This is a genomic window from Fibrella aestuarina BUZ 2, assembly GCF_000331105.1.
GTDB classification, from domain to species: Bacteria; Bacteroidota; Bacteroidia; order Cytophagales; family Spirosomataceae; genus Fibrella; species Fibrella aestuarina.
In genome coordinates this window covers 6,580,738-6,598,817 of the sequence record NC_020054.1, presented here as the reverse complement: position 1 = coordinate 6,598,817, position 18,080 = coordinate 6,580,738, and the positions used below count along the sequence as shown (strand labels likewise).

Sequence of the window (18,080 nt, the reverse complement as noted above, 5' to 3'; positions counted from 1 at the left end):
CCGGAAACCCTTAAACTGGTAAACTGATAAACTAGCATTATTCAAACTCCTGACGCAGAATGTTCAGGATTTCCTCGATGGTATCTTCTTCGAGGTCGGTGCGGCGGGCGAGTTCTTCGCGGCTCAGGGCCAGTACACTCTTGGCGGTGTCGAGCCCTACGCGGCGGAACTCATCAACGATCCACTCGTCGATCTCGTCTTTAAACTCCATCAGGTCAACGTCTTCGTCGTCTTCCTGACCGTCCGTTTCGCGGTATACATCCAGTTCCAGATTCACTAACCGGCCAGCGAGCTTAATGTTCTGACCACCTTTCCCGATGGCCAACGACACCTGATCGGGCTTGAGGAAAACGGCAACGCGGCCCGCCTCCCGATCAATGTTCATCGAGCTTACTTTGGCCGGGCTGAGGGCGCGGCTGATGAGTAGTTCGAGGTTCTCGGTGTAGTTGATTACGTCGATGTTTTCGTTGCCGAGTTCGCGCACAATCGAGTGGATCCGCACGCCTTTCATACCCACGCAGGCCCCAACCGGGTCGATGCGCTCGTCGTACGATTCAACGGCCACTTTGGCCCGCTCGCCCGGTTCACGCACGATCTTGCGGATCGAGATCACGCCGTCGTAGATTTCAGGAATCTCACCTTCGAAGAGGCGTTCGAGGAACACGGGCGACGTACGCGACAGCACAATTTTCGGGGTGCCGTTGTTCATGTCGACCCGGTGAATGACAGCCTTCACGGCCTCACCCTTACGGTACCGGTCTTTCGGAATCTGCTCGCCACGGGGCAGGCTCAGTTCGTTGTTTTCTCCGTCTACCAGAATAATTTCGCCGCCTTTGAGGAATTGGTATACTTCGGCCGAAATCAGGTCGCCAACCTGGTCTTTGTATTTCTGGTACAGCAGTTCTTTTTCTAAATCTTTAACACGCTGAATGAGCGTTTGCCGTGCCGTTTGCACAACCCGCCGCCCAAAATCTTCTAGTTTGACCTCTTCGGCCACTTGTTCCCCCACCTCGAAGTCGTCCTGAATCTTACGGGCTTCCGAGAGGGGTATTTTGTCATAGTCCCAGATGTCTTCCGAGTTGTCGTCCACGATTTCGCGCGTGCGCCACATTTCCAGATCACCACTTTCGGCGTTGATGATTACGTCGAAGTTGGCGTCGGTTTCAAATTTTTTGCGAATCATGGTGCGGAAGACTTCTTCCAGAATCGCAATCATGGTGGGCCGGTCAATGTTTTTCGACCGGGCAAAATCGGCAAAGGATTCAATTAACTGTCCGCTGTTCATGGGAAAAGCAGTTTTCAGTTTTCAGTTTCCCGTTTTTAGGTAGCTGGCGCAGGCTTGTTGACCCTGCGTCGGCCAGATGAAAACTGAAACCGAAAACGTCTAAACTTTTATTTAAACGTTATTTCAACAGTCGCCTTCCGGATTGTGTCGAACGCCAGGGTTTGGGGGCCTTCGGGGGGCAGTTCGGTGAGCGTTTTGCGTTTGGTTTTACTAATGTTGGCGGGCGGTACGTCGAGCACAATACCCGACTCGTCGACCGAAGCCAACGTACCCACAAGCGTTTGCCCGCCCGTGGTCTCGATTTTTAGCGTCCGGCCCACGTTTTTGGTGAACTGCCGGGGTTGCGAAAGCGGGAAACCCACGCCGGGCGACGATACCTCGAGGTTGAACGGGGCCTCGCCGAAGAAATTCAGCTCATCCATCTGGTTGCCCAGTTGCCGGCTGATGCGCGCACACTCGTCGATGGTGATGCCCACGTCGGAGTCGAGCAACACGGTTACTTTGAGCGTTCCTCCCTGCCGACCAGCTACTTGAATATCAACGATATAATACTCGCCCCCATTCAGGTGCGGTTCGAGTAGCTGGCTGATGCGTTGCTGGTCGTTCATGAAAGGCTACCAAAGAAAAAAGGGAGCCGAACTCCCTTTGCTTGATCCGTGTCGATGTCGCTAAGTGCCGCAAATATAAGGAGTTATTTGCCGAAAAGCAAGGGTGGCCGCGCGTGGGTTACTGTGTGGTGACGTAGCTGGCTGGCGCTAGCAGCCACTAAAGCGACTATAGAACGGCAGCGCGGTATCCTTCGCCCTTTGGCCAACGCGGCGTACTTTTGCGCGACAATCAAGCACGCAGTTCATGGCACTGGAGAACCGGATCAGTCTATTTTTGGCATTCGTTGCCCGGTCAGTGCTTTGGTCGGTACACATAGGGCTGTTCTTCTACACCCTATTTGTTTACTACCTGCTGCACTCGTTACTCTCGGAGCACTGGTTTGCCAGCATGCTGATGATCACGTTGCCGGTAGCCTGGGTCGGGTTGGTCGTGCTGGCGATCATCTGGCTGTTTTTCCGCCCCTGGCGGGCGCTGCTGTCCCTGGCGGCTTTTCTGATTGGCTACTGGCTGTGGCCGCGGACGTTAAGTCTCGATTCGGCCAACGCCAATACCGACAACCGCCCGACACTCAATTTGCTCAGTTACAACGTATCGGCGTTTGCGACCGACGAGTTCTACGAATTTAAGCAGGAGTCAAAAAAGAGCCAGCAGCTTGTCGACTGGGTGGTGAAACATCCGGCGGACGTTAAATGCTTTCAGGAATTTTACACGGGTAGCATCTCGCCGACCTACGAGGTGCGGCAGCGCCTTGAGCGGGCCGGCTATCGCTATCGGGCGTTTCTGCAACCGATCAACGATGGGTACGTGGGCGTGACTACGTTTTCAAAATACCCCATTGTTGGGCAGGGGCGGCGGGCGTTTGGCACCTTCAACGGCATGGTCTGGGCCGACATTAACCTAGGAACCGACACGGTCAGGATCATCAACGTGCACATGCAGTCGATGGGGATTCGGGTCCGGCGGGTGTTCGAGAAGGAAGAAATCGACGCTATGAAGTCAGAAACCCGTACCGTGTTGGGCGCGCTCAAAGCGGGGTTTGTGGCGCGTCGGCACGAGGTCCGGCTCATCGAGCAGTGCGTACAGAGCAGCCCTTACCGGGTGATTATTACGGGTGATTTCAACGATACGCCCTACAGCATCATTTACGAACGCCTGCGTCGACGCCTGCACAATGCGTTTGAAGATGGTGGGTCGGGGTTTGGCTTCACGCTCAACCGGGCCCCGCGCTTTATCCGGATCGACAATCAGTTTTACGATCCGCGCTTATACCTGCTTCGGTTCGATACCCACCGCGACATTCCTTACTCAGACCATTACCCGATTGAAGGCACCTATGCCGTGCCGTAGCGTAACGTTTTGAGTTTACAGTTTCGAGTTGAATGGGCTTCATTGCGGAGCCTAGGTACGTTGCCTAAAGGGCTGCAAACTCGAAACGATAAGCCCCAAACTAATTCATGGCGTTGCGTTGACCCAGACTTCACCGTCGGTGAAGCGCTCTTTTTTCCAGATGGGAACCGTCTGTTTGATGGTGTCGATGATGTACCGAGTCGCTTCGAAGGCGGCATCGCGGTGGGGGGTAGCTACCCCAATCAGAACCGCCATTTCGCCAATACGCAACACGCCCGTCCGGTGGATGATAACGTACCTGAGCACATTCCAGCGGCGGCAGGCTTCATCGGCGATTTTCTGCATCTCACGAACGGCCATCGGGCCGTAGGCTTCGTAATCGAGCTGCTGCACATCGCGTTTTTGGGTATTGTTACGTACCACGCCAAAGAAGAAATCAATGGCCCCGGCTTCATCGGTTTGCAGGTAGTGATACGCCGAACTAAAGTCGATAGGATCGGCAGTAAGGGCTATCATAGAAAGAGGTTTCAGGTTCCGGCTTGGAGGTTTCGGCAGTCCGTTAGGGCTAGTGAAGACAGTCGCCTAATTAAAAACGGGAAAGTCAGAAACGCCAAAACTAAACTTAGCCGCCACTCACCGGCGGGATAAGCGCTACTTCGTCGGAAGGAGTCAACACCGTGTCGGGTTCGGCATATTCGCTATTGACAGCCACCAGAATCGATTTCACATTGGCCAAAGCCGGGTATTGCTCGTTGAGGTGCGTCATCAGATCGGCAACCCGAGCGCCCTTGGTGAGGGGAACGGCCACGGTCGATTGCCCGACAAGATCGCGGGTGATGCCGAACAGCAGAACGGTAAGCGGTTGAGTCATATCGACAAAGTAAGGGCAAAAGGGCATTCAGGCCAATCGCACCGATAGTTACGTTAAGGCTGGTTGCCTGTCGCTACGTAACGATAAAAGCCGTCATGCGGGTTCGCGTGACGGCTTTAGAAACGAAAGAACGGGTTTACTTACTGCTTTCCAGCTTGCGTTCGGTCTTTTTCATGGTGCGCTTGGTTTTATTCAGCGCCTTATTGGTGGCCCGCTTGGTTTTCTGTGAGGCTTCGTTGGCTTCGTCTTTCACGTCTGCTTTTGCCTCGCGGGTTTCGCGGTCGATCTTATCGCCGGCGGCGTTCATCGTCCGTTTTGCCTGGCGGCCCGTTGCTTTCGCATTTTCTTTCACGTCCTGTGCCTGCGCCATCGTCAGGGTAGTGGCCAGTACGGCCAGCAGCATGAGGGTCTTTTTCATCGTGTTGTGTAGTTGGCGGGTTCTAGTGGGGCCAACTACTGCAAGAACGTGCGCCGCCTGGCAGTGTTATGAAATCCGAGTTAGGAAGCCGTTAAACTGTGCCAACGGGCTACTCATAATCGCTCGTCGAACAGTTTGAGGATGCGTTTGTACTCGTCCATCCAACTCGTTGGCTCCACGAATCCGTGGTCTTCAACGGGGTAGGCCGCCAGTTCCCAATTTTCCTTTTTCAGTTCGATGAGGCGTTGCGCCAGCCGGACGGCATCCTGAAAATGCACGTTTACGTCGACCATACCGTGGCAGATGAGCAGGTGCCCTTTCAAGCCAGCAGCGTGGTAGATGGGCGACGACCGGCGGTAGGCGAGTGTATCGGCGTAAGGCTCGTTCAGGATATTGCTGGTGTAGCCGTGGTTGTAAGCCGCCCAGTCGGTGACAGGGCGCAGGGCGGCGCCCGCCTTGAATACGTCGGGGGTAGTAAACATGGCCATGAGGGTGATAAACCCACCGTACGACCCACCGTATATACCGATTCGTTTGGCATCGACGCCGTGGTTTTTGACAAGCCAGGCGGCCGCATCGACGTGATCGGTGAGGTCTTTGCCCCCCATAAACCGGTAAATGCCCGTGCGCCAGTCACGCCCGTACCCCGCCGACGCCCGGTAGTCGATGTCGAGCACGGTATAGCCCTTGTCGACCAGCAGGTTGTGAAACATGTATTCGCGGAAATACTGGCTCCACCATTTGTGCGCATTCTGGAGGTAACCCGCACCATGCACAAAGACGACGGCTTTGCCCGTGGCTTTGACGGCCGCGTTGGCGGCGGGCTGGTACAGGCGGGCGTAGATGGGTTGCCCATCGCGGGCCTGAATCGTGACCACGGCGGGTTCGCGCCACGGGTACGCCTGAAAACTGGCGGTGGTCGACTGCGTCAGTTGGATCGCCGAGCCACCGAAAGCCACCGGCTCAGTCCCCTTCTTCTTGATACCGTCCAGTAAATAAAGCTCCCAGGGCTTATTGCTGGCCGAATACCGGATGACCATCCGCGATTCGTCGGGCGAGAGCGTGACGTCGTTGGCGCCGGTCATGGTGGTGAGCTGGGTACGTTGCAGAGCGCCATCGCGGCCACTCGTTACGGCCAGGCGGTACAGGTGCTGCTCGCCCGGATGGCGTTCGTTGGTGGTCAGGTAGAAGAAGCGTTTGTCGGCCGATAGCGTCACCTGCTGCACTTCGAAGCGCCCTTTGGTCAGCTGGGTTTTCTGGCCCGTCAGTACGTTCTGCGTGTACAGGTGCGAATAACCGTCGGCTTCCGACTGGTAGTAGATCGTCTGGGCGTCGAGCCAGCCCAACGTACCTGGCGAGAAGGCCCCACCGATACCGGGACCACCCACCCAGGCTTCGTCGCGCTGCCGATCGAGGAGCTTCATGGTTGTCGGGCTTTCGGTATCGACGAGCATCAGCCAGCGGTCTTTGTTGTCGAGGGCACGAATCGAGACGACCCCGTAGCGGGCGGTTGGCCCTTCGGCCCACACGGGCATGCTGACGTACACAGGCCGGTTCGCCGGTTTGGTGGTGGCGCCTTTGCGGGTCGTCGTGGTGTCTTTTGCCGTTTTTTCGCTGGCCGCGACCGTGCTGCGCCCCGCCGCCGTCGCCGAACCGCTCGTGACGGCAGCGGGCATCAGATAGTCGGGCTTGTCGGTGATGCCGGGCAGGCTGGCGAGGCTAATGGTCAGGGCCGTATCGCGCCGAACGTCATACACCATAAACTCGACCGCTGCCAGCGGCGCGCCTACTTTGGTGCGGGCGGGGAGGTCTTCCGTAAAGCCCGATTCGGTGATGAAATTGGGCACGATGGTCGATTTGCTGCTCGCCGACCGCATCAGGTTATAGGTAACCAGCCGACCATCGGGGCTCAGACTGGCATTCATGACGGTGCGGCCGTCGGTGCCAATCGTTTTGGGGCGGTGGGGCTGTTCGGCTTTGGTTGTGCGTTCGGTTTCGTCGCGTTTGGCTTTCCGTAGCCGGAGCACGTCGAACAGGGCTAACTGATCTTTTTTGAGCCACGATTCCTGGTCGGTTTGTTTGGCCTCCGGCTTTTTGGCGGCGGGGTCGAAGTTGGTCAGTTGTTCGACGAAGCCGGTCGTGAGGTCGAGGCGAAACAGGTTCTGGGCGCGGGTAAAAATAACCGCCTTCTCGTCGCCGGAAAACACTGGGTTCGATTCGCGCTCGACGGTGCTGGTGAGCATACGTACCTGCGCGCCCGATGGGCCCGTCTGGCGGTTGAGCAGAAAGATATCGCCGTATTTTTCGTAGAGCCGTAGCGTGCGGGCGCGGTTATAGATCGGCCGGTCGTCGGCCGACGGCAGCAGCCGACGTTCGGCGATCGACACTTTGACGGGAGCTGGTATGGCGGCGTTTCGGCCAGCCGTTCCGGGGGCAGGCAGCGTAATTTTGTACAGCGAGTCGCCCAGCGCTTTGTCGGCCGACCGGGCATCGTGCCAGGTGAAGTAAATCGTGCGCGAATCGTCGGACCAGAACACCCCGGACGGCGACGTACCGACCCATTGCCTAGGGTCCTGCATGATCGTCTCGATACTTAGCGCTGACGTTGAAGTAGGTGTGGGCGGGGTGGGTTGAGCCAGCACGGGCAAGGCACAGGCGCACCAGCTCAGTAAGTTGAAGAGGTGTTTCATGCCGCAAAATAGGGCAGTATTTCGTCACTACGGTATTCTGTCAATACGGTCATTGACGGTATTTACAGGCAGTTTCTGTACTTTTAAGCCGATATTCCATTAACAAACATCTTCTTATGCGTCATACTATTGGGTCGATGCTAACCGTAGCCGCTGTGCTATGGCTGGGCGATCGGGCCATTGCTCAAACGGCCCCGTCGACGACTAGGGCCAACACGAAGTTCGAGCAGCTTGGGCCGATGCTGCCCACGCCTAACACCTTCCGGACCGCCGCCGGGGCACCGGGCAAAGATTACTTCCAGAACCGGGCTGATTACGACATCAAAGTCACTCTCGACGATACCCAGCAAAAGCTGACAGGCACCGAAACCATCACGTACCGTAACAACTCGGCCGATGCGCTAACGTACCTGTGGCTACAACTTGACCAGAACACCTTCCGGTCGGATGCCACCAGTCGCACATCGCAGACGAATAGCATTAATAGTGACCGGGGCGCTTCGTTCGCGCAGCTGAACGCCCTGACCGGAAAGAATGCCAGACCCTATGGTGACAACATCACGCGAGTAACCGATGCTGCCGGGAAGTCGCTGAAGTACACCATCAACGAAACGATGATGCGGATCGATCTGCCCACGCCGCTCAAAGCGGGGGCTTCGTATTCGTTTATCATCGACTGGAACTTCAACATCGTGGATGCCCGCGCAACGGGCGCTCGGTCGGGTTATGAGTACTTCGCTCAGGATGGTAACTACATCTACGAAATGGCCCAATGGTTTCCCCGGTTGTGCGCCTACAGCGACGTGACGGGCTGGCAGAACAAGCAATTTCTGGGGCAGGGGGAGTTTACCCTCATCTTCGGCAACTACAGAGTGGCTATCACCGCTCCCAACGACCACGTCGTCGGTGCAACGGGCGAACTACAGAACCCGTCGCAGGTGCTGACAGCCACGCAGCTTAAGCGCTGGAACGAAGCCAAAAACAAAGGCGACAAGCCCGGCGAAAACCCGGTGCTGATCGTGACGCAGGAGGAGGCCACCGCTGCCGAGAAGGGTAAGCCGACAGGTACTAAAACCTGGGTTTACAAAGCCGACAACGTGCGAGACTTTGCCTTTGCCAGCAGCCGTAAATTCATCTGGGACGCCCTGCAACCGAACATCGAAGGCAAGCGCGTGTGGGCCATGTCGCTCTACCCGAAAGAAGCCAATCCGCTATGGGAGCAGTACTCGACCCGCCTTGTCGCGCATACGCTCCGGTCGTATTCGCGTCGCACCATTGGTTATCCCTATCCCGCGGCGTACTCGGTACACGGACCCGTTGGTGGTATGGAGTACCCCATGATGAGCTTCAACGGCGCCCGCCCCGAAGCCGATGGTACCTATTCGGTAGGCACTAAAAACTTCCTCATCTCGGTGGTTATTCACGAAGTGGGCCACAACTTCTTCCCAATGATCGTCAACTCCGACGAGCGGCAGTGGAGCTGGATGGACGAAGGCCTGAACAGCTTCCTCGAAGGCCTCGCCTGCCTGGAGTGGGACCCCAATTTCCCGGCGCACGGTATCGACCCGCAATACATCGTCGATTACATGAAGCTCGACTCGACGCAGCAGGTGCCCGTTATGAATAGCTCAGACAACATCCCGCGCAACACGTTTGGCCCCAACGCCTATACCAAACCGGCCACGGCGCTCAACATCCTGCGCGAAACGGTGATGGGCCGCGAGCTGTTTGACTACGCCTTCAAAGAGTACGCCCGCCGCTGGGCCTTCAAGTCGCCCGAGCCCGCCGATTTCTTCCGCACCCTGGAAGACGCCTCAGGCGTGGACCTCGACTGGTTCTGGAAAGGCTGGTTCTTCACGGTTCAACCCGTGGACCAAACGCTGGTGAATGTAGACTGGTATCAAGCCAACAGCCAGAACCCCGAGGTGGTGAAGGCCGAGGCCCGCGCCGAGGCTCAACGCCGGATGAACACCATCAGCAAACAGCGCGATGCTCTGAAGAAAGACGAGAGCGTGGTGGCCCAGGACTCCACCATGCGCGACTTCTACAACAGCTACGACCCCTACGCCGTCACCGACGCCGACCGCAAGAGGTACCAGGACTACCTGGCCACGCTAACGGCTGAGGAGCGTTCAGTGCTGGAGGGCAAGCAGAACTTCTACACGCTGTCGTTGAAGAACAAGGGGGGCATCCCCATGCCGGTGATCATTCGGATGGAGTTTGAGGACGGTACCGACTCGGTGGCGCGTTTCCCGGCCGAGATCTGGCGCTTCAATGATGTGTCGATCAAGAAGGTGATTGCCACCAACAAGAAGGTGACCCAGTGGACGCTGGATCCCTTCCAGGAGATTGCCGACATCAACAGTGACGATAATTCATTTCCGGCCGTAGCGACGAAGCCCACGCGGTTCCAGCTTTTCAAGCAGCAGCAACGGCCAGCCGCGGGTAACCCCATGCAGCAACAACGGCCAGCCGCCCGGCCACCCGCGCAACAGGGCAGTGGCCGCAACTAGTCTAGTACCTACTTAATCAATAAACCATGAGAAAAACGCTGATAATGGCGAGCCTGGCCCTGGGGGCGTTTACCGCACGGGCGCAGGCGCCTACCGCCCCGACCCAGAACGCCAACAATAAGTTTGAGCAGCTCGGGCCGATGCTGCCCACGCCCAACACCTTCCGCACGGCGGCCGGGGCACCGGGCAAAGATTACTTCCAGAACCGGGCCGATTACGACATCAAAGTCACCCTCAACGACGCTGAGCAAAAGATCATCGGCACCGAAACGGTTACGTACCACAACAACTCAACCGACGAACTGCGGTACATCTGGCTGCAACTTGACCAGAACCTGTTTGCCAAAGGGTCAACGGGGAGCGTCACCCGGACGGGGGGCGTCAACGAGAGCGGCATGAGCTTCGCGCAGTTGCAGAACATGACTTCGGTACGTGAGCGCAGTCAGCAGCAGGCGAGCGACAAGTTTGGCTATAAGATCACCCGCGTTACTGATGGCAAAAGCAACCAGCCGCTGAAATACACCATCAACGAAACGATGATGCGGATCGACCTGCCTACGCCCTTGAAGCCAGGTACGTCATACGCCTTCAACGTCGACTGGAACTACTTCGTGACCGAATACTACGGCCGTAGTGGCTACGAGAAGTTCAAGGATGGTAACAGCAACTACTTCATTGCCCACTGGTTTCCGCGTCTGTGTGCCTACAACGACGTGAACGGCTGGCAGAACAAGCAGTTTCTGGGGCAGGGGGAGTTTACCCTCATCTTCGGCAACTACAAGGTGGCCATCACGGTGCCGAGCGACCACATCGTTGGCTCGACGGGCGAATGTCAGAACTACAAGCAGGTACTGAGCGCCACGCAGCAGAAGCGCATGGCGCAGGCTGCTACCAGCAAAACGCCGGTGGTTATCGTCACGCAGGCCGAAGCCGAGGCGGCTGAAAAAGCGCAGCCCGCCGACGTGAAAGCCACCAAGACATGGGTTTACAAAGCCGACAACGTGCGGGATTTCGCTTTTGCCAGCAGCCGTAAATTCATCTGGGATGCCATGCAGACCGATGTCTATGGCGACGGGAAGAAAATCTGGAGCATGTCGTTCTACTCGAAAGAGGGTAACCCGCTATGGGGCCAGTATTCGACCCGCGTGGTTGAGCACACGCTGAAGTCATATGGCAACCGGACCATCAAATACCCGTATCCAGTGGCGATTTCGTGCCACGCGACGGCCGGTGGTGGGATGGAGTATCCCATGATCTCGTTCAACGGTGGCCGTCCCGAGGCTGACGGTACGTATTCGGAAGGCGTGAAAGCCGGTATGATCGGTGTGATTATCCACGAGGTTGGCCACAACTTCTTCCCGATGATCGTCAACTCCGACGAGCGGCAGTGGACCTGGATGGATGAAGGCCTGAACACCTTTTGCCAGTACCTGGCCGAGAAAGAATGGGATTACAACTTCCCCAGCCGCCGCGGTGAACCACAATTTATTGTCGACTACATGAAGTCAGACAAAGCGGTGCTGTCGCCCATCATGACCTCATCTGACAATGTCATCAACCTCGGTGCCAACGCCTACGCCAAACCGGCCACGGCGCTCAACATCCTGCGTGAGACGGTGATGGGCCGCGAGCTCTTCGACTACGCCTTCAAGGAGTACGCCCGCCGCTGGGCCTTCAAGTCGCCCGAACCCGCCGACTTCTTCCGCACCCTGGAAGACGCCTCAGGCGTGGACCTCGACTGGTTCTGGAAAGGCTGGTTCTACGGCGTAGAGCCCGTCGATCAGGATTTGGTCGAAGTGGATTGGTACCAGGCCAACAGCCAGAACCCCGAGGTGGTGAAGGCCGAAGCCCGCGCCGAGGCCCAGCGCCGGATGAACACCATCAGCAAACAGCGCGACGCTCTGAAGAAAGACGAGAGCGTGGTGGCCCAGGACTCCACCATGCGCGACTTCTACAACAGCTACGACCCCTACGCCGTCACCGACGCCGACCGCAAGAAGTATCAGGACTACCTGGCCACGCTAACGGCTGAGGAGCGGTCGGTGCTGGAGGGCAAGCAGAACTTCTACACGCTGTCGCTGAAGAACAAGGGGGGCATCCCCATGCCGGTGATCATTCGGATGGAGTTTGAGGACGGTACCGACTCGGTGGCGCGTTTCCCGGCCGAGATCTGGCGCTTCAATGATGTGTCGATCAAGAAGGTGATTGCCACCAACAAGAAGGTGACGCAGTGGACGCTGGACCCCTTCCAGGAAATTGCCGACATCGATACGGAGAATAATTCCTTCCCGCGCACATCGAAGCCCACGCGGTTCCAGCTTTTCAAGCAGCAGCAACGCTTCGGCCCGCAGGGGCAGAACCCCATGCAGCAACAACGGCAGGGCACCCGCCCGCCCGCGCAACAGGGCAGTGGTCGAAACTAGCCGCTTTTCGATACTCATAGGTTAGGTAAATGAACAAGCCCGGTCAGGTACGTACCTGATCGGGCTTGTTGCTTCGTGCGAACGCCTTTGTAAAAACAGGCGAATCGGTCGGTTTTAGTGTTTGCCTCCACTACTCAGTCCGCAGTGACCAACCTGGTAGGTAAAGGTCGGACTTGCACTGAGGCAGAATAAGTTTGTTCTATTTTCAGTCATGCAACTTAGTTTACACGGTAATCCTGTTTTATTGTACTAAATCGCGTATCTTTTCGTTGCATTCATTAGTATATGATCACGTTTATGAAAACTAGCCGTTTACTGGCCTTGTGGTCGCTTGTGACCGTACTGGTATTATCGTTTACCAGTTGCAAGCATGGTGGCGATGGCCCTGGGCAGCCAACCACAACCACACTGGCAAGCAGTACGCAGATTGCTACACTTACCCGTAACCAATTGGCTGACCGGGTGGCGGCGTTAGGCATTAACCTGGGCAGTAATTCGACGATCCTCTCGTTGATTCTCCAACGCGACGTCAAAGCGTACCGCATTACCTATAAGACGAAAAATACGGATGGGACCGAGGTGCTGGCTTCGGGCGCTCTGATTGTACCCACGGCCATCGGCAACGAGAGCTTCCCGATGATCAGCCTGCAACATGGTACCATCTTCGATGACGCTCAGGCCCCGTCCTACTTCACCACCAGTGCCGACGTGAATGCAGGTACGTTGTTTGCCTCGAACCGCTACATCGTAGCCTGTCCCGACTACATCGGGTACGGCGAATCGAAAAATGTACCGCACCCGTATCTGCACCGGCAAACCGAGGCACAGGCCAGCCTCGACATGCTGCGCGCGGCCCGGGACTTTGTCACGCAGAACAACATCTCCTGGGACAAGCAGGTCTTTCTGGCGGGGTACTCGCAGGGTGGCCACTCGACAATGTCGATGCTGAAGATGATGGAAGAGCAGTTCCCGGATGAGTTCCGTATTACGGCGGCCTCGTGCGGCGCAGGTCCTTATAACGTGGAGGGCTTCATGCAGGATCTGGCAACGAAGACCACGCATGGCAACGCCAGTTACAACAACCTGTATGTTTGGGTATTACAAACCTACAACCGCGTTTATGGCCTGAACCGGCCCATGAGTGCCTATTTTAAAGAGCCGTATGCTACCGATGTGCAGGCCAACGGCAATCGCTCATCGATCAACACGAGCATCAACAACGCCTTTTCGGACGCTTTCAAGGCGAGCATCGTCAGCGGCTCCGACGCCGATTTGCTGAAAGCCGTTCGCGACAACAACGTGTACGACTGGAAGCCCAAAACGCCGCTGTTGCTTGTACACGGCACGGCCGATCAGCAGGTGTTCTACCGGAACTCAACCGATGCGTTGGCGGCAATGAAAGCCCGCGGTGTCACCGACATCAGCCTGACACCGGCAGAAGGCAAAGACCATGGCACCGCCATTCAGGACTTCATTCTGGGTACGTATGGGTTCTTCACGCAACGCCGGGGGAATTAAGAATGAATAATGGATAATGTAGAATGAATAATGGGCTGACGCAAGAGGTAGTATGCGTCAGCCCATTATTCATTCTACATTATCCATTATTCATTCCTAACCTCCTCTGCTGCTCGTTCGCCGGAGCGGATGGCTCCTTCGATGTAGCCATTCCAGACGGTGGCGGTTTCGGTGCCAGCCCAGTGCAGGCGACCAACCGGGGCGCGTAGGGCGCTGCCGTATTGGGTCCAGATACCGGGGCCAAACAACGCCGCATAGCATCCCTGGCTATACGGTTCGTTCAAAAAACTGTGATCCAGGTAGCGTTGGGGCGTGTGGGCTGCTTCGCCAAAGAACGTCGCGAACGCGTCGAGGGCGGCAGTTTGGCGCTCTGTGTCGGTCAACTCCGAAAAAGCACGCGCCTGATTGCCCAGCACAAATCCCATCAGAATACCCCGGCTTCCGTCCTTCGGTGAATTGTCGAAGGTAACAGTCACGTACCCGTCGGGCGTGGCGGCGAGTCCGTTGAGGCCCTGCTCGCGCCAGAAGGGCCGGTCGTAGATCGCGTAGCATTTCCAGACAGCCCCCATCGGCAGATTCTGAATCAGCTGAAGCCGATCGTCGGGCAGGGCGGGGTCGAAGTGAATCGTGGCCTGTAGCGCAGGCGGAATCGCGATGATGGCATGGCGGGCGCGGTAACTGAACTCGAGCCCGGCGATGGTCACGAACTGTTCGTTCTGGCTGACGTACCGCACGGGGCTGTTGAACCGAACGCGATGGCCCAGTTCGTTGGCCATCTGGTCAGCGATAGTCTGGGCCCCGCCTACGAATCGTTCTTCCTGCGCGCCGTTTTTCACGTTCATGAGGCTTTCGAGGCCATTACCCGATTTGGTGTAAAACAACGCATGGAGCATCGAAATGTCGCCGGGATCGGCGGCCCAGATGGCTTCGGCGGCTACTTTAAAAAACGACCGGGCCGTATCGAAGCCAATCGTTTGCTCCATCCAGGTACCCAGCGTCATCGAATCGTAGAGGTAGGCGTCGTGGCTTTGCCAGGGTGCGTCGAGGTCGATGGAGCGCGCCAGCTTGTTGACCCGCTTGATGGCTTTATCGAGGCTCAGCAACGACAGGATGGACAGCGGCGGAATCAGGCCTTTGTAGCGCTTGATACGTCCCCGAAAATACTGCGTGCTCTTGCCGGTATCGTAGGTTGGGTACGTATCGACGCCAAATTCACGGGCCAGCGCGTAAAGCCTGTCTTGGGTTGGGCCCACCCACGCCCCACCAAGGTCTACATACGAGCCATCGTCGAAGCGTTGGGTCCAGACACGACCGCCCACCCGCTCGCGGGCTTCAAGTACCAGCACCGATTTACCGGCACGGTGTAGCGACAGGGCGGCCGTGAGGCCCGCATACCCGGCGCCGACGATGATAACATCGGCCTGGACGGTGGATTCCATCGGAGAGTAACGTTCGGTTTAGGAGAAGGCAATAGTATCAATAAAGTATGAATGTGTACATGAGCTTCGTCAATATCTTGAGAGCCCAGGCGTTGCCCATTGCCACTGGCTGATTTTTAAGGCATAAATCGCCGCGTCGTTGTTGTACCTACATGTTTAAAGACCGGCGGCTGACCGTCATTTTTCTGATTGTTTTACTCGATGTGGTGGTTGGCTCGGCAACAGGTCCCGTCAGGCCGGCGTTCGTTAAGGGACTGTCCAATCCGGAGTGGTGGCTCTCGGTCGGAACGGCGCTTTTTCTGGGTGTGCAACTCATTTCGGCCCCGTTGCTGGGCAAACTCTCCGATTCGCTCGGTCGCAAACCACTGGTGCTGGTGTCGGCGGTGGGTACGTTGGCGGCCAACCTGCTACTCATTCCGATTAAAGCCGGCTTCTTTTTCGCCAACCGACTAGCCGATGGACTCACCAACGGCATGTACGCGCTAATGCGGTCGTCGGTGACGGACCTGTCGCCCGATGAAGACCTGAACAAAAACACCGGCTATATCAGCACGTTGACGTCGCTAGGGCACGTGTTTGGGCCGATGGTGGCGGGGCTGGCGCTCTTTTTCACGACGGATAAGGATGAGCAGGCCAAACTGGTAGTTTGGGTGCTGCTGGGATTGAGCGTTGTTAACGTCGGCGTCACGTTACTGATGAGCGAAACTACCGAACGCCGCGGCAAACTCGACTGGCGGGCATTGTGGCAGGAGGTCGGGGCCAACCTGAACGTGGTTAAACTCTGGCAACGCCTGGCCGACAAGGACCACGAACACCCCGGTTTCCGGTTTGTGACCCTGCTTATTTTGCTGGCTACGCTGCACCTGGGCTACCAGACTTATTTTATCACGTACCTGGCGCTGGGGCCGCTTAAGCTCGATGCCCAGCATATCTCGTTTTTCTTTGTCTATCTGGGTGGATTGAGTGCCCTAACCAACCTGCTCTATTTCAAATATCTGGTCGATCGGCTCAACAAGCGGCTGGTGCTGTTGGGGGCTACGGTGCTGGGTGTTGGGTTGCACATCCTGTACGCCAACGTGGGCGACTCGCTACCGTTGCTATACGGGGCCGTAGCCGTCGATAGCCTGTCGGTCGCGCTCATTACCGGGTTGCTCAACGGATTTCTGGCCAAACTCACCACCGACGATGATCGGGGCGAGTTGTTTGGCCTCAATCAGGCCTTGACCGGCATTGCCAGCCTACTGACGACCCTTGTGTATGGTGGCCTGTCGACTATCCAGCTCAGTTTGCCATTTTATTGGTTTGCCGCCAGCTTGGCTGCCTTGGCCATACTGTGCTGGCGATTACCCCGCGACTGACGGCTAGAGCAACGCGGCGACAGCCTTCCGGATGTTCTCGGCCATTTTCTCGGTGGGCAGGTCATTGGCGTCGGTGCCAAACGGATCTTCAATTTCCTCGGCGATCAGCTCCAGACTGGTTAGTACGTAGAAGACAATCATCACGACCGGAATGACCCAATAGTGTAGCGACAGCACGTAACCCAGGGGCAGGGTAAGGCAATACACCGCCACGAATTTTTTTAGAAACGACGAATACGAATAGGGGATAGGCGTGCTGTGAATCCGCTCGCAGATCCCGCAGATGTCGGTAAACGAACTGAACTCCTCGTTTAGCACTAGCAAATGCTCAGGCCGGAACGTACCTGACTGATACAGCTCGTCCATTTTGCTGAACAGGCGCATGGCCACCTGGTTGGGTACGTGGTTGTCGGGGTTGATGGTGGCCGGGTCGAAGCCGGGACATAAGAGGAAGTCGCTCGCCTCGTAATGACCCCGCAGGTGGTTTTTCAGCGCGAAGGCATAATTGGGAATCATCGACCGGAAGAATTCCCGACTTGCCTGATCGTCGGGGGCAATGATGTGGGCCATTTTCAGGGCCAGGTTGCGCGAATTGTTGGTCAGGCTTCCCCAGGCTTTGCGTCCTTCCCACCAGCGGTCGTAGGCCGTGTTGGTCCGGAATACCAGCAGCGTCGAAATCACGAACCCCAGCAGCGAGTGCATGATGGCGATGTTCTTCAGGTCTGAGTCGGGGCCGGGGTGTACGTACTCGATCACAAACCAGGCGATGGCTGAGCAATAAGCTGCCATCCCCAGCAAGGCCGGGGCCAGTTTGCGGGCGGTGTCGCCTTTGTCGAACGAAATGAGGTAGCGAAACCAGTCTTTGGGATCGTAGTCAGTCATTGGAAAAACGGTTTGCTGTGGTCTGTTCGCCGTCGTCTATTGGCTGGCGCAAGTCTACTCAGGCGTCAGCCAATAGACGACGGCGAACAGACCACAGTAAACAGTTATATGTCTTTTTCTAAAACAATAAACGACAACGGAACTTTGGGCAGGCCAAAGCGCGGATCATCGGACGGGAATGGGCGTGTGTCGCCGGTTTGGTGGTAGCCCCGCCGTTCGTACCAGGCAATAAGTTCATGTCGCTGCGAAAGGACCGTCATTGTAATGGTGCGGCACCCCTGCTCGCGGGCATATAGGTCGGCCCGCGCCAGCAGCGCCCGCCCAATGCCTCCCGCCTGCAGCTCAGGCGAGACCGTCAGCATACCCAGGTAGAGACTGTCGCCTTTCTTTTCCAGATAAACGCTGCCAACCAGTTGATCCTCAATTTTGTAGAGCAGAATCGTGGCATTGGGGTTTTCAATCATGGCGTGCAGCGCCTGTTCGTCGGTGCGGACGCCGCCGAGCAAATCGGCTTCGGTTGTCCAGCCCTGCCGTGACGAGTCGCCCCGATACGCGCTGTTCACAAGCTGGTTGAGCGCAGTTACGTCGTCGGGACCTGCGGATAAAATTGTGTGTTGGTGCATGGGACGAAATTAGTCGTTTGCTGTTCAAGGTTTGATGTTTGACGTTATTGCCAGCGCGTAATTCTGGTAGGTAACGACCAACATCAAACGTTAAACCTCAAACG

14 protein-coding genes are annotated in these 18,080 nt (G+C 56.8%); 5 read left to right on the top strand and 9 right to left on the bottom strand.

The window, feature by feature from the left end; translation table 11 throughout:
• Window positions 1–37: 37 nt before the first annotated feature.
• Both nusA and rimP read right to left on the bottom strand, forming a co-directional pair.
• The gene (gene nusA, locus FAES_RS27390) at window positions 38–1,285 is read right to left on the bottom strand and encodes a transcription termination factor NusA (protein WP_015334463.1); all 1,248 of its coding nucleotides are present in this window, start codon (window positions 1,283–1,285) and stop codon (window positions 38–40) included.
• Between the two features lie 107 nt (window positions 1,286–1,392).
• On the bottom strand, window positions 1,393–1,893 hold the full coding sequence (gene rimP, locus FAES_RS27385; RefSeq protein WP_015334462.1) for a ribosome maturation factor RimP: 501 nt from the start codon (window positions 1,891–1,893) through the stop codon (window positions 1,393–1,395).
• A 244-nt stretch (window positions 1,894–2,137) separates the two neighbouring features.
• Between rimP and FAES_RS27380 the strand changes: the two genes are divergently transcribed.
• The gene (locus FAES_RS27380; RefSeq protein WP_015334461.1) at window positions 2,138–3,241 is read left to right on the top strand and encodes an endonuclease/exonuclease/phosphatase family protein; all 1,104 of its coding nucleotides are present in this window, start codon (window positions 2,138–2,140) and stop codon (window positions 3,239–3,241) included.
• Window positions 3,242–3,346: 105 nt separating this feature from the next.
• On the opposite strand, the gene FAES_RS27375 is transcribed toward FAES_RS27380, so the two are convergent.
• From FAES_RS27375 to FAES_RS27360, 4 genes are all read right to left on the bottom strand, one after another.
• Window positions 3,347–3,757 (bottom strand): molybdenum cofactor biosynthesis protein MoaE, encoded by a 411-nt coding sequence (locus FAES_RS27375; RefSeq protein WP_015334460.1) that lies wholly within the window; start codon window positions 3,755–3,757, stop codon window positions 3,347–3,349.
• Window positions 3,758–3,863: 106 nt separating this feature from the next.
• Complete coding sequence (moaD, locus tag FAES_RS27370) at window positions 3,864–4,112, bottom strand: molybdopterin converting factor subunit 1 (protein WP_041259566.1); 249 nt, start codon at window positions 4,110–4,112, stop codon at window positions 3,864–3,866.
• A 136-nt stretch (window positions 4,113–4,248) separates the two neighbouring features.
• Entirely contained in the window at window positions 4,249–4,530 is a 282-nt protein-coding gene (locus FAES_RS27365) for a hypothetical protein (protein WP_015334458.1), read from the bottom strand.
• 113 nt (window positions 4,531–4,643) lie between these two features.
• Window positions 4,644–7,220 carry a S9 family peptidase gene (locus FAES_RS27360; protein WP_015334457.1) on the bottom strand — a complete coding sequence of 859 codons (2,577 nt, stop codon included), beginning with the start codon at window positions 7,218–7,220 and terminating at the stop codon, window positions 4,644–4,646.
• Window positions 7,221–7,336: 116 nt separating this feature from the next.
• On the opposite strand from FAES_RS27360, the gene FAES_RS27355 reads away from it, so the two are divergent.
• The 3 genes from FAES_RS27355 (at window position 7,337) to FAES_RS27345 (ending at window position 13,674) form a co-directional block, all read left to right on the top strand.
• Window positions 7,337–9,733: a M1 family metallopeptidase gene (locus FAES_RS27355; protein WP_015334456.1), complete on the top strand. Its 2,397-nt coding sequence runs from the start codon at window positions 7,337–7,339 to the stop codon at window positions 9,731–9,733.
• A gap of 26 nt (window positions 9,734–9,759) precedes the next feature.
• Window positions 9,760–12,156, top strand: coding sequence for a M1 family metallopeptidase (locus tag FAES_RS27350; RefSeq protein ID WP_015334455.1), 2,397 nt, complete (start codon window positions 9,760–9,762; stop codon window positions 12,154–12,156).
• A gap of 297 nt (window positions 12,157–12,453) precedes the next feature.
• Complete coding sequence (locus tag FAES_RS27345; RefSeq protein ID WP_041259565.1) at window positions 12,454–13,674, top strand: alpha/beta hydrolase family protein; 1,221 nt, start codon at window positions 12,454–12,456, stop codon at window positions 13,672–13,674.
• A gap of 86 nt (window positions 13,675–13,760) precedes the next feature.
• Here the strand turns inward: FAES_RS27345 and FAES_RS27340 are convergent, their stop codons facing one another.
• Complete coding sequence (locus FAES_RS27340; RefSeq protein WP_015334452.1) at window positions 13,761–15,113, bottom strand: flavin monoamine oxidase family protein; 1,353 nt, start codon at window positions 15,111–15,113, stop codon at window positions 13,761–13,763.
• Window positions 15,114–15,265: 152 nt separating this feature from the next.
• Here FAES_RS27340 and FAES_RS27335 point away from each other — a divergent pair, with 152 nt between their 5' ends.
• Window positions 15,266–16,471 (top strand): MFS transporter, encoded by a 1,206-nt coding sequence (locus tag FAES_RS27335; RefSeq protein WP_015334451.1) that lies wholly within the window; start codon window positions 15,266–15,268, stop codon window positions 16,469–16,471.
• Window positions 16,472–16,474: 3 nt separating this feature from the next.
• On the opposite strand, the gene FAES_RS27330 is transcribed toward FAES_RS27335, so the two are convergent.
• Window positions 16,475–17,353 carry a bestrophin family protein gene (locus tag FAES_RS27330; protein ID WP_015334450.1) on the bottom strand — a complete coding sequence of 293 codons (879 nt, stop codon included), beginning with the start codon at window positions 17,351–17,353 and terminating at the stop codon, window positions 16,475–16,477.
• A 104-nt stretch (window positions 17,354–17,457) separates the two neighbouring features.
• Complete coding sequence (locus FAES_RS27325) at window positions 17,458–17,976, bottom strand: GNAT family N-acetyltransferase (protein WP_015334449.1); 519 nt, start codon at window positions 17,974–17,976, stop codon at window positions 17,458–17,460.
• Window positions 17,977–18,080: the final 104 nt, after the last annotated feature.

Excerpts from the sequence above, each read along its gene's own strand:
- nusA (WP_015334463.1), bottom strand. The coding sequence starts at position 1,285 with ATGAACAGCGGACAGTTAATTGAATCCTTTGCCGATTTTGCCCGGTCG.
- rimP (WP_015334462.1), bottom strand. The coding sequence starts at position 1,893 with ATGAACGACCAGCAACGCATCAGCCAGCTACTCGAACCGCACCTGAAT.
- FAES_RS27380 (WP_015334461.1), top strand. The coding sequence starts at position 2,138 with ATGGCACTGGAGAACCGGATCAGTCTATTTTTGGCATTCGTTGCCCGG.
- FAES_RS27375 (WP_015334460.1), bottom strand. The coding sequence starts at position 3,757 with ATGATAGCCCTTACTGCCGATCCTATCGACTTTAGTTCGGCGTATCAC.
- moaD (WP_041259566.1), bottom strand. The coding sequence starts at position 4,112 with ATGACTCAACCGCTTACCGTTCTGCTGTTCGGCATCACCCGCGATCTT.
- FAES_RS27365 (WP_015334458.1), bottom strand. The coding sequence starts at position 4,530 with ATGAAAAAGACCCTCATGCTGCTGGCCGTACTGGCCACTACCCTGACG.
- FAES_RS27360 (WP_015334457.1), bottom strand. The coding sequence starts at position 7,220 with ATGAAACACCTCTTCAACTTACTGAGCTGGTGCGCCTGTGCCTTGCCC.
- FAES_RS27355 (WP_015334456.1), top strand. The coding sequence starts at position 7,337 with ATGCGTCATACTATTGGGTCGATGCTAACCGTAGCCGCTGTGCTATGG.
- FAES_RS27350 (WP_015334455.1), top strand. The coding sequence starts at position 9,760 with ATGAGAAAAACGCTGATAATGGCGAGCCTGGCCCTGGGGGCGTTTACC.
- FAES_RS27345 (WP_041259565.1), top strand. The coding sequence starts at position 12,454 with ATGAAAACTAGCCGTTTACTGGCCTTGTGGTCGCTTGTGACCGTACTG.
- FAES_RS27340 (WP_015334452.1), bottom strand. The coding sequence starts at position 15,113 with ATGGAATCCACCGTCCAGGCCGATGTTATCATCGTCGGCGCCGGGTAT.
- FAES_RS27335 (WP_015334451.1), top strand. The coding sequence starts at position 15,266 with ATGTTTAAAGACCGGCGGCTGACCGTCATTTTTCTGATTGTTTTACTC.
- FAES_RS27330 (WP_015334450.1), bottom strand. The coding sequence starts at position 17,353 with ATGACTGACTACGATCCCAAAGACTGGTTTCGCTACCTCATTTCGTTC.
- FAES_RS27325 (WP_015334449.1), bottom strand. The coding sequence starts at position 17,976 with ATGCACCAACACACAATTTTATCCGCAGGTCCCGACGACGTAACTGCG.